This window comes from Herpetosiphon geysericola, from assembly GCF_001306135.1.
In the GTDB taxonomy this organism is placed as follows: domain Bacteria; phylum Chloroflexota; class Chloroflexia; order Chloroflexales; family Herpetosiphonaceae; genus Herpetosiphon; species Herpetosiphon geysericola.
In genome coordinates this window covers 75,754-87,800 of the sequence record NZ_LGKP01000017.1, presented here as the reverse complement: position 1 = coordinate 87,800, position 12,047 = coordinate 75,754, and the positions used below count along the sequence as shown (strand labels likewise).

Below are 12,047 nucleotides of genomic sequence, written 5' to 3'. Positions count from 1 at the left end.
CCTCGAGAGGGGATTAAAACCCACAGCCTTGCACGCGGCCACGAAACGCCGTAGCCTGCATTCGAATAACCCAAATCCTCGAGAGGGGATTAAAACGCAGCAGCTACCGCTTTGTAAACGTCGGGCTTATTCTTTGCATTCGAATAACCCAAATCCTCGAGAGGGGATTAAAACTCAACAAAGGTCGGCCCGTTCTTGACCCAGTGCAGATTCGAATAACCCAAATCCTCGAGAGGGGATTAAAACCATCTTCGAGAGTAAACCATAATTCGCAGCCTAGAAATCATTCGAATAACCCAAATCCTCGAGAGGGGATTAAAACCCAGGCCAAAACAGCAGCGTTGTTCCCCGATGTAATATTCGAATAACCCAAATCCTCGAGAGGGGATTAAAACGTAAAACATCGCAAGCTGACGCAGAAAAGGCATTAGCTACATTCGAATAACCCAAATCCTCGAGAGGGGATTAAAACAACTATAGCTATGGTTGCGAGGTCGGCCAAAATGCGTTCATTCGAATAACCCAAATCCTCGAGAGGGGATTAAAACCGACAACAACGCCAAACCAGTCCCGCTGAAAACGATGTGGATTCGAATAACCCAAATCCTCGAGAGGGGATTAAAACGGTCGTTTGGCGGTAACGAATGGCCTTCACCAAGATCAAACATTCGAATAACCCAAATCCTCGAGAGGGGATTAAAACGCAGGAACATGATCTTCGGACGCGCCCACTCTATGATAACATTCGAATAACCCAAATCCTCGAGAGGGGATTAAAACCCAATCAGCGCGATCAATGCTTTGTTCATAATTCACTATTCGAATAACCCAAATCCTCGAGAGGGGATTAAAACTTTTGAAGATCAAGCATCTTGATGTTCCTCCTGATTGGATTCGAATAACCCAAATCCTCGAGAGGGGATTAAAACAAATACACGCACGACCTTGAAAACTTTATTGCAGGCATTCGAATAACCCAAATCCTCGAGAGGGGATTAAAACTCGAAGTTCGGTAGCGATATGTGGCTCAACCTAGAGTCAATTCGAATAACCCAAATCCTCGAGAGGGGATTAAAACGTTTGGTGTCTTCTCAATTGATTACGGCGTAGAGGAAAATTCGAATAACCCAAATCCTCGAGAGGGGATTAAAACTTTTCAAAACGAGGTGATGCTAATGCCAAAACTGTACATTCGAATAACCCAAATCCTCGAGAGGGGATTAAAACCGAAATGGCGACCCGCAAGGTGATCTGGTGGATGCATATTCGAATAACCCAAATCCTCGAGAGGGGATTAAAACTATTGAGTGCATCGACGTGATTGAACATATGGCATTCAAATTCGAATAACCCAAATCCTCGAGAGGGGATTAAAACTTAATACTTAAGTTAGTCGAATTGCTCTGCTTGATTAATTCGAATAACCCAAATCCTCGAGAGGGGATTAAAACGGCACCGTACCAATCCAGTGCCCGCGCGCGGCTTTCTCCATTCGAATAACCCAAATCCTCGAGAGGGGATTAAAACTGAATGTGCTTTGGAACCGTTACACCACGAATAATGTCATTCGAATAACCCAAATCCTCGAGAGGGGATTAAAACTCAAGGAAAGGTGCGATTAAGTCAAGCCATGCCCCTTTTTGATTCGAATAACCCAAATCCTCGAGAGGGGATTAAAACCGTGGGAAGAGGCTCTCGTTCGGCTGAACGAAATTATTGATTCGAATAACCCAAATCCTCGAGAGGGGATTAAAACTTTCTTGATTGGGGATCAATGTGCTTGTCGGTTACTTCCATTCGAATAACCCAAATCCTCGAGAGGGGATTAAAACTCATTATGCTTATTGTTGGATTCTTTCGAACCCCTATCAGATTCGAATAACCCAAATCCTCGAGAGGGGATTAAAACAAGTCGCCGCCAGGCGTGCGCATTGCTTCAACACCTAGCCAATTCGAATAACCCAAATCCTCGAGAGGGGATTAAAACCTAATAATAAATCAATATCCGCGCTCGCGGGTTGATTATATTCGAATAACCCAAATCCTCGAGAGGGGATTAAAACCCGTCAAGGTCAGTCGAAGCCTTGGCGGTTCGCTTTTTAGATTCGAATAACCCAAATCCTCGAGAGGGGATTAAAACCCAAGAAATTCGCTTGGTGGTAGCCGAGCGGATCAGTTTATTCGAATAACCCAAATCCTCGAGAGGGGATTAAAACTCATGCGCTATTACATGCAGTGTGGTCGTATGGAGTGGGATTCGAATAACCCAAATCCTCGAGAGGGGATTAAAACTCATGCCACAGGCGAAAGCCTGACCTCTGAGGACATAACCATTCGAATAACCCAAATCCTCGAGAGGGGATTAAAACTTTCATGACATATTGTTGCATCAGGTCTTTACGTTTATTATTCGAATAACCCAAATCCTCGAGAGGGGATTAAAACTGGTCAACGATGGCACGGGCCATCTGGCAGCGCTCGATTCGAATAACCCAAATCCTCGAGAGGGGATTAAAACCCGTGTTCTTTCATTGCGGCCGTCATTGCATCTTGCATAAATTCGAATAACCCAAATCCTCGAGAGGGGATTAAAACTATGTATCCTTGCATACAGAAACAGCCTTATGCTACCATTCGAATAACCCAAATCCTCGAGAGGGGATTAAAACGTTGGAAGTAGCGCATATGGCGAGCTGCGCTATGGTGAAATTCGAATAACCCAAATCCTCGAGAGGGGATTAAAACTCCAGATACCATTCACGGCCCAAGTGTTGCACCGTGCGAATTCGAATAACCCAAATCCTCGAGAGGGGATTAAAACGAACGATCTCTTGGCGGTTGCGTTTGGCCGTCTTACCATTCGAATAACCCAAATCCTCGAGAGGGGATTAAAACCATTGGCATTATTCAGCGCAATGTCTCGAATGAGAAAGAGATTCGAATAACCCAAATCCTCGAGAGGGGATTAAAACCACGGATGATGACGACGATTTCAGCGACGACCCCGACGAGATTCGAATAACCCAAATCCTCGAGAGGGGATTAAAACATAAATCGCTACGAATGCTCTTGAGGTATTTGGCCCATTCGATTCGAATAACCCAAATCCTCGAGAGGGGATTAAAACGGCATCGTCTTGGGCGTTGCCCATATCCGCTTCACTATCGATTCGAATAACCCAAATCCTCGAGAGGGGATTAAAACTAAGCGCAAATTTGAGCCGATCACGCGGCTGGGATTTGTCTATTCGAATAACCCAAATCCTCGAGAGGGGATTAAAACGTAGCGCTGCTTTTCTATGGAGTAATCATGAATCAAACAATTCGAATAACCCAAATCCTCGAGAGGGGATTAAAACGGCGCGGGCGATTTGCGGCAGCAGGTAACAGTGCTCATTCGAATAACCCAAATCCTCGAGAGGGGATTAAAACAACCAAGGTGGACACCTCATGATCGACGCAGTAGCAGGCATTCGAATAACCCAAATCCTCGAGAGGGGATTAAAACAACTTCATGGTGCGGATGGAGCGCTACCAAAAGGCATACATTCGAATAACCCAAATCCTCGAGAGGGGATTAAAACCTTTTTGCTTTTTGTGACTTTGGCCAGGGCCATCAGCATTCGAATAACCCAAATCCTCGAGAGGGGATTAAAACGCCTTGGCGACTTGCACTTTATTGGCAAGCAGATCGAGATTCGAATAACCCAAATCCTCGAGAGGGGATTAAAACCGCGCATTTGATCCTGCCATCCTGCCCCTGCTGGTTGCAATTCGAATAACCCAAATCCTCGAGAGGGGATTAAAACTCAAGGTGGGCCAACCAATCGAACAACGTATCTTTGTATTCGAATAACCCAAATCCTCGAGAGGGGATTAAAACATAAAACCTTGTCGTATTGGATACGCAAGTATAAAGGATTCGAATAACCCAAATCCTCGTGAGGGGATTAAAACTATTTGCGCTGGCAGTGGAACGAGCCTGATTGCTGGCAACATTCGAATAACCCAAATCCTCGTGAGGGGATTAAAACCCCATCGCGTCCTTGATTAGTGCGCTGTCGAAGGTTGCCATTCGAATAACCCAAATCCTCGTGAGGGGATTAAAACTAAATGACAACGACCCCCAAATCGATCCGCGTTGGTCAATTCGAATAACCAAAATCCTCGTGAGGGGATTAAAACAATTTCGTTCGCGGATAGCGCGTCGCGCACCGCTTGTGCATTCGAATAACCCAAATCCTCGAGAGGGGATTAAAACAAATCAAGAAACCGAACAAAACCGTACACCTAAAAAAAGGATTCGAATAACCCAAATCCTCGAGAGGGGATTAAAACCGTATGTTGATCACCGTGACCGTGATACCGACAACTACGATTCGAATAACCCAAATCCTCGTGAGGGGATTAAAACGTTTGCCAAGTCTTGAATATCAGTGAACATGATGTGTCTCCATTCGAATAACCCAACTCCTCGAGAGGGGATTAAAACAGCCGATATGTGATCTATCCACTACACCGACCTCGACTGATTCGAATAACCCAACTCCTCGAGAGGGGATTAAAACTTACGAGTACCGCCCTTACCTTGACGCTTAGCGCCTAGATTCGAATAACCAAAATCCTCGAGAGGGGATTAAAACCTTGTTCATTGAGGGTTCCTTTCGGCTACAAAAGCAATTCATTCGAATAACCCAAATCCTCGAGAGGGGATTAAAACTCCAAGCCAACCATATCTTTGAGCAACTGGGCATTGTGCATTCGAATAACCCAAATCCTCGAGAGGGGATTAAAACCGTTGGGCCAGATACCAGCGCCACTATCGCAATGCTGATATTCGAATAACCCAAATCCTCGAGAGGGGATTAAAACAATAGTCGTTACGGTCGAAGTAATTGAAGTCAGTAGCATTCGAATAACCCAAATCCTCGTGAGGGGATTAAAACGAATGCCAAGGCTTACCACGCGCGGCGACGTGCCGCTGGCATTCGAATAACCCAAATCCTCGTGAGGGGATTAAAACTCGCGAATTTCAAACGTAAGATCAACGTAGTTATAGCCATTCCAATAACCCAAATCCTCGTGAGGGGATTAGAAATAGCCAAAACGAAACCCGCCAGCCCACGAAATAATCGTGAGCCAGCGGGTCGTAAGCTGAACGTGGCCTAGTTCGGCAGCGATCTGCACGTTGGAGCTAGGCCAATGAGCAGGATATGCCCATGAATTGTAGCACGAATGTTTGAATAATGTCTAGCTATCGAGCACATACATTCAGTCAACCGTGCTCCATGTGCCAAACAAGTTCACAAACGGGCTAGCGCCAAGAAATTAATCAAGATCTCATCCTTATTTGGCCTATTTGCTGGTATAGTTAAGTCAAACCTTCTCCTCTCTCTTCTCTCCCACAAGCGACCCCTAGCGGGTCGTTTGTGGTTTTAGGCCCACCAAGATTGACAGCATCGCTATCCTAAACAGATAGCATAGGTCGTGATAGGAACCACACATGGGCATCAAAAATTATCTCATCGATGGCGTTTCTTGCGCTGGGAAAACAACGGTCTGCACCGAGCTGCAACGCTGCGGCTATCATTCCATCCATGGCGATCGCGAGTTGGCCTATTTTGGCGATTTACAAACTGGCAAGCCAATAGATGCAAGGAGTAACGGGTGTGGGGCATGGATTTGGGATGTTGCCAAGGTCAGGGCTTTGGTCGCCGAGCATACCCATCAAGCAAGCTTCTTTTGTGGTGGCTCGCGTAACTCTGCCCTTTTCGTCGATCTGTTTGATGCAGTGTTTGTGCTTGAGGTCGATTTGGCGACGCTCAATCAGCGGCTTGCTGCTCGACCTGCCACTGCATGGGGTGGCACAGCCCAAGAAGGCGAAGCTTTTGCCCGCTTCCAACATGCAACTAATGATGGTTTTGCATCGAATGCAATTCGGATTGATGCTACTGCCCCACTTGCCAGCGTTGTTGCTACAATTCTTGCTCATCTCAATCACCATTAATCAGGCTTGCTGCTCAAGTAGTTGAGGATCTTGCTGCGGTTCTGGCGCGTTGCATCGGTATGGGCCTGAAATTGCTCGATATAAGGATGTTTAGCGGCTGTGTTTTATTCGTAGCTCTGAAGGCATTTTGCTGGGGCTTGCACAGCAGTTCAAGTAATGGCGCTTGTTCGTTGGGTGGAAATGAAGCTATGCTGCAATCAGCTACGATCAAGAACATTATTGAGCAACTGTATCAATGTTTCAGTCGCTACACGATTCCCGAGCATCCGACTGGCTGCCCATGTTGTGTTGCTAACACTGATTATCAGCGCCTGCGTTCGAAACCAATTCGCCAATTAATTAGCAATGATCTTTGGTCTTATACGCTTAAGGCGCTCAATACATGGGGCGATGCAGACCAATTTCGGGCGATTTTGCCGCGCTTTTTAGAATTATGCGCTGATCGCTCAAACTCGATCGATCGCGATCTGATCTTTGGGAAACTGCGGCTCGCTGATTGGCAGAGTTGGCCAGTGTCAGAACAACAGCTTATTCAGACCTATCTTTGGACGCTTTGGCAAGAAGCGCTTGTTGATCCAGATTATGCAATCGATGAAATGCTGAGCGCAATTGCCCAAACTGAGCTTGATCTCGAACCATTGTTGCTGAGCTGGGATGCGCATTTAGATACCATCATTGGATTACAGCACTATGCAGATTTTCTTGATCTGCATATGGCCAAGATCATTAGTCAAAACTGTTTACACGGCTATGCATGGGCCAATCGTGGTCAAGCAACAGCGTCGGTCATTGGCTGGGTGCTTGATCCTACGCGGCGTGAGCACATGATGTATGCATTTGTCAATAGCCAACATGATCAAGCAAGTCGCTTGCTTGGCCATATTCTGGAATGGTTTGATGTAGCTCCGTAAGCCCAGTTTGGCTGCTGGCATTCGATTTAAGCAACAGATGGCTATGCTATAGAACGTTGGCTGACGCGCATTGACGTACCGTGTGCTATTCTTATTTTGCCACAAACGACTCCTGTTTGCGAGTCGTTTGTCGTTTTAGACGGTTTTTTATAGCCTATCACGTTGGCTAAGGGCAGCCAAAGCAAGCAAGAAATATATGCTTGTAGTACTATTGACTTATTAGATTTATCGATCTATAATTAGATTATGCAATCTAATAAACCTCGTGGCCGTCCGCCACGCACGTTCACCGAAGAAGCCCGCCGAACGCAACTGATTGATTGTGCTATTCAATCGCTGGCCGAGCTTGGCTATGTAAAAACGTCACTGGCGCAGATTGCGACCAGAGCTGCAATTAGCACAAGTGTTGTTTCATATTACTTTGCTGGGAAAGATGACCTACTGCAAACGGTTTTGGCTGCTATCTATGCTCATGCAGCTAGCTTTATGGAACAACATATTTCGCCGACGGAATCGGCGATCACGTTGTTGCAGGCCTATCTTGCGGCCAATTTGGCTTATGGCCGCGATCATCCGACTCATGTTAAGGCTGCCGCCGAAATCTTGACCCATTGGCAAACCGAGCCTGACAAACTGACGAGCGCCCCTAGCACCGACGCCAGCCTGTTTGCGCCGATTGAGGCCATCCTGACGTGGGGACAGGAACAAGGCGTATTTCGGGCGTTTGATCCACGCCCAATGGCCATCACGATCCGCGCCGCGATTGACCAAGCCTTTGCAGCATGGTTGCGTGATCCGTCGCTTGATAAAGACCAGTACAGCGTCGAACTGATCGCCTTATTTGATCATGCTACCCGTAGAATTGATATAACCGATTGAAGGACACTAATTACTCCACCAATGCTGGTTTGGAGTGACATAAGGAGCTATCCCATGACACGACCAACCACTGTTCGCTGGCTGATGATTATTCTCGGTATTCTGCTGGCTGCACGCGGCATTGGTGCGCTTATAGCAGTTGATAGCACAGAACTATGGGCAAATCTGCTTGGGATTGGCGGATTTACTGAGGCGGAGACGGGCTTCGGCTGGCTGGGCTATGCCATGCGGATTCTATATCTGATTGAAAGCCGGTTGTGGATCATTCTTGCTTTCCCGCTGATCTTTCGGCTGCCGTGGGGCCGCGATATAGTGCTTGTGGTTGCCACTGTCAGTATGCTTGTACAGGGGTTTCGGTTGCTCTTAGGGTCGGGGTTGAGTGCAGGTGTCTGGCTGGCGATTTTTGCGGGCCTGATCGTCCTCTTTGCTACGCTACCGCAGATCAAATCCTACCTTGCTGCTGGAAAAGCCTGATCAAGCGCTAGGTATGGGCTTAGGAACTTTTGTTGGGGTGAGATCGTTAACGCTACGACAATAATTGGGAAACTGTGAAGTTTTGTGGTGAGAATATGAAGGAGAACTGTATGCGACGTTGGGTATGCCTTTTTGTGATCATCTTTCTAACGGGCTGTGCTGGCTCTACTGTGCCCACGGCTGTACCAACCAACACATCTCTGGATGAGCCTCCCTTGTTTACGCCGCGATCGGCCAAGCTCTATACTGGTGGCGAAGCAACGATCGATGCCCATAGAGATGCGCAGAAAGGGACAAATCTTGGTACTCTTAAACGCCAAGATTTTTATCTTGTCACGGAGTCATCCGCCGGGATAGAGCAATTCTATCGCGACCACTACCCAACGTATCTGATCGGAAACCAGCCTGTCGAACCTAAGGGCGCGACATTGACCTTGTTTATTGAAAAGGTTGGTGTGAATGGTGGGTATCTTATCCATATTCGCTATTTTGATCTTGCCACAATAGGCCGCGATGATGGGCTACTCGTGGTGACACTCGTAAAGCAACCGCGCATGATCCGCTAGCGCGCCTAGCCGATGCGCAGGTATTGCAAAAAAGTGCACTTGGGAAATTCCTGAGGAAGGCCCATATTCAAACGAGCAACCAAAATAACCGCAGCAAATTGATAGTGCCAAATACGAGCATTCCTAACATATTTCATAGATGCGTTTAAATTGAAAAACACCGCCATTGCTGACGATGTTTTCAAACACTTATTCTGTTTCAACCAGAATGTGTACCTGGAGCGGGAGACGAGACTCGAACTCGCAACCATCTGCTTGGAAGGCAGATGCGCTACCATTGCGCTACTCCCGCATCTGTTGTGCTAGCGCCAATAATGCCCGAAGTTGCCGAATTTGTCAAGTCTGACGAAGGCTAAAGTGTGATTGGACTAGCCCTTCAGGTTTGCTGAAGGGCTAGTCACGTGAGTTTATTCTGGGACGTTAAAATCAAAATTGGCTTGGTATTCTTTGCCCGCAAATTCGGCAAATACGCTGACTGACCAAGCGCCGCCCATGGTGTAGATGCCTTGGGCGCGATAGTTGCCGTTGCCCTCACCCTTGGCTAGCGGTTTATTTTGGCCCATCGGCATCGACGGCATATCAATATCCAAATAAACATCAGCGTTATCAACGGGCTGGCCATTTTGGCTGACATTAATTACCCAGGTTTGGTCGGTATTGGGTGTTAGCGGGCTTTCCGATGTGAGTTTGAGCGTTACACCATCAACGGTTTTTTCGACTGGCGCCGGTACTTGGACGGCTTGATTGTCACCACAAGCAGTAATACTGACTGCTAACAACATGCAGATTAACAGGCGTTTTAACACAAGATACTCCTCAAAATAGCATTATTTTAGATATAAACATTGCTTGCTGGGATTAATTTTTGGCGGCGGTGCAAGCGGTGGCTCTGAAGCTTGGCTTTGCCAAATCAGCGGGGCAGCGCAGTATTTACGCCAACGCCAGCTTAACATCATCATCAAGCCTGCATGGCCAAGGAGTTTAAATAGCCCTTGATTGGCTGGATTCGGGTTTGAATTCGGGGCATGGGTATGAAGCAGATTGGTTGGTGGCTGGGATTCGGCGATCAAACAGATAAATATTCCCGCATCGAGCGGTTGATTTGCAGCACTCAATTCGTTTGAGCGATCGCAATGCCACAAGCAACTCAATGGATTAAGCCAGCCAAGCATGAGGATGCAGAGTAAGCCCAGCCAACGCCGCTGGTTGCTTGAAATGCTTGAATGCCCGATTAAACGTAACGTCGCCGTTTGCATGACAATCCATGAATTCGATAATCACTCAAGTTATCGTATCACAGTTTTTGGGGGCTTAAATGCTTCATTGCCCACAGTTAAATTAACGATGAGCAATGAAGCACTTAAAATCAATTAGCCGCGTGGTTCAACGCCATCAGCCAAGCGCAAGCCAAGCTCACGCAATTGCTTGCTATCGACCGATGAAGGTGCGTTCATCATCAAGTCTTCGGCGCGTTGGGTCTTGGGGAAAGCAATCACGTCGCGAATGTTGTCGGTATCAGCCAGCAACATCACCAAGCGATCGATGCCCGGGGCCATCCCGCCGTGGGGTGGTGCGCCATATTCGAAAGCTTCCAACATATGCCCGAAGCGTTTTTGAATTTCTTCTGGGCTGTAGGGCAAGCGATCGAAAATGTATTGTTGAATGCTGCGATCGTGAATCCGAATTGAGCCTGATGCCAACTCGTAGCCATTGCAGACCAAATCGTAGGAAGCGGCGCGCACGCCTTCGAACTCGCCGCGTTGCATTTTCTCCACATCAGCAGGGTTAACCATACAGAAGGGGTGGTGGGCAGCATCCCATTCGCCGCTCTCGGCGTTGTATTCAAACATTGGGAAGTCGATAACCCATGCAAAATGCATCAGATCTTTGTCGGCGAGGTCAAGCCGTTTGGCCATTTCGCGCCGCACTTTATCCAACGAGGCTGCAACAACCGCTGGTTTATCGGCAACATAGACGATTAAATCGCCTGCTTCTGCTGCGGTCGCAGTTTTCAATTGCTCAAGTTGGGCTTGCTCGAAGAATTTGGCGATTGGCGAGCGCACACTGCCATCAGCTTCAATTGCCATCCAGGCCATGCCTTTGGCACCGCCAATTTTGGCAACTTCTTGCAAATCGTCAATTTGCTTGCGCGAATAGCTGCCACAGCCAGGCAAGCGAATCGCTTGCACCTTGCCACCGCTGCTGAGTGCGCCAGTAAACACGCCAAATTGGCTATCTTTGACGATTTCGCCAACATTGACAAACTTCAAATCGTAGCGCAAATCGGGCTTGTCAGAGCCATAATATTCAATCGCATCGGCGTAGGTCAAGCGTGGGAAGGGCGAAACCAGCCGTTTGTGCGGCGTAACGTTGGCAACCAATTCAGTCATCAAGCGCTCAACCACATCAAGCACATCATCTTGCTCAACAAAGCTCATTTCAATGTCGAGCTGGGTGAATTCTGGCTGACGGTCGGCGCGCAAATCTTCATCACGCATACACCGCGCAATTTGAAAATACTTGTCGATGCCCGAAACCATCAGCAATTGTTTGAGCTGCTGTGGCGATTGCGGCAAGGCGTAAAATTCGCCTGGGTGCAAGCGGCTTGGCACAAGATAGTCACGTGCGCCTTCGGGCGTGCTTTTCATCAAAATTGGGGTTTCAATTTCCCAAAAACCCTCACGATCCATCCAATCGCGCATAAATTTGATGGTGCGATGGCGCAAGCCAAGGATATGCTGCTGGCGTTCGCGACGCAATTCGATATAGCGATATTTCAAGCGCAGCGCTTCATCTTCGCCGCCATCACGATTGACCAAGATCGGAGGAGTTTTGGCAGTGTTGAGAATCTTGGCGCTTTGAACTTCGATTTCAATTGCACCAGTATCCAAATTGGCATTCTCTGCGCCAGCAAGCCGTGAGCGCACGCGGCCAGTTACTTGAATCACATACTCGTTTTTGATGCTATCAAGCACAGCCCGCGCTTCAGGATTCGACGATGGGTCGACAATCACTTGCGTCAAGCCATAGCGATCGCGCAAATCGATAAACAGCACAGTGCCATGGTCACGGCGGCGATGAACCCAACCAGCTAACGTCACGGTTTGGTCGATGTGGTCGCGGCGCAACTCGCCGCAAGTGTGAGTTCGGAGCATACGACTGCTCTCCTCGCGTTTGGATAATAACAAAGCCAAAGCCACGCCAAGAAGCG

8 protein-coding genes, 1 tRNA gene and 1 CRISPR repeat array (1 of these 10 running past the window's edge) are annotated in these 12,047 nt (G+C 47.7%); of the genes, 5 read left to right on the top strand and 4 right to left on the bottom strand.

Going from position 1 to position 12,047, the window contains the following annotated elements:
* A CRISPR array of direct repeats spans window positions 1–5,097; the repeat unit is 37 nt; unit sequence ATTCGAATAACCCAAATCCTCGAGAGGGGATTAAAAC (it extends 4,254 nt beyond the left edge of the window).
* Between the two features lie 405 nt (window positions 5,098–5,502).
* The 5 genes from SE18_RS10540 to SE18_RS10520 all read left to right on the top strand — a co-directional run bounded on the left by SE18_RS10540 (window position 5,503) and on the right by SE18_RS10520 (window position 8,836).
* Window positions 5,503–6,006 (top strand): AAA family ATPase, encoded by a 504-nt coding sequence (locus SE18_RS10540; protein WP_054534418.1) that lies wholly within the window; start codon window positions 5,503–5,505, stop codon window positions 6,004–6,006.
* Window positions 6,007–6,194: 188 nt separating this feature from the next.
* Window positions 6,195–6,917 (top strand): hypothetical protein, encoded by a 723-nt coding sequence (locus SE18_RS10535; RefSeq protein WP_054534417.1) that lies wholly within the window; start codon window positions 6,195–6,197, stop codon window positions 6,915–6,917.
* Between the two features lie 246 nt (window positions 6,918–7,163).
* On the top strand, window positions 7,164–7,796 hold the full coding sequence (locus SE18_RS10530; RefSeq protein WP_054534416.1) for a TetR/AcrR family transcriptional regulator: 633 nt from the start codon (window positions 7,164–7,166) through the stop codon (window positions 7,794–7,796).
* 54 nt (window positions 7,797–7,850) lie between these two features.
* Window positions 7,851–8,270, top strand: a complete 420-nt coding sequence (locus SE18_RS10525; RefSeq protein WP_054534415.1) for a hypothetical protein — start codon at window positions 7,851–7,853, stop codon at window positions 8,268–8,270.
* 110 nt (window positions 8,271–8,380) lie between these two features.
* Complete coding sequence (locus SE18_RS10520; protein WP_054534414.1) at window positions 8,381–8,836, top strand: hypothetical protein; 456 nt, start codon at window positions 8,381–8,383, stop codon at window positions 8,834–8,836.
* A 217-nt stretch (window positions 8,837–9,053) separates the two neighbouring features.
* Here the strand turns inward: SE18_RS10520 and SE18_RS10515 are convergent.
* The 4 genes from SE18_RS10515 to aspS all read right to left on the bottom strand — a co-directional run bounded on the left by SE18_RS10515 (window position 9,054) and on the right by aspS (window position 11,991).
* Window positions 9,054–9,128: transfer RNA gene (locus tag SE18_RS10515), tRNA-Gly, on the bottom strand.
* A gap of 115 nt (window positions 9,129–9,243) precedes the next feature.
* Complete coding sequence (locus SE18_RS10510) at window positions 9,244–9,642, bottom strand: FixH family protein (RefSeq protein ID WP_152976609.1); 399 nt, start codon at window positions 9,640–9,642, stop codon at window positions 9,244–9,246.
* 21 nt (window positions 9,643–9,663) lie between these two features.
* Complete coding sequence (locus SE18_RS10505) at window positions 9,664–10,092, bottom strand: hypothetical protein (protein ID WP_054534412.1); 429 nt, start codon at window positions 10,090–10,092, stop codon at window positions 9,664–9,666.
* A gap of 114 nt (window positions 10,093–10,206) precedes the next feature.
* Window positions 10,207–11,991, bottom strand: a complete 1,785-nt coding sequence (gene aspS / locus SE18_RS10500) for an aspartate--tRNA ligase (RefSeq protein ID WP_054534411.1) — start codon at window positions 11,989–11,991, stop codon at window positions 10,207–10,209.
* Window positions 11,992–12,047: the final 56 nt, after the last annotated feature.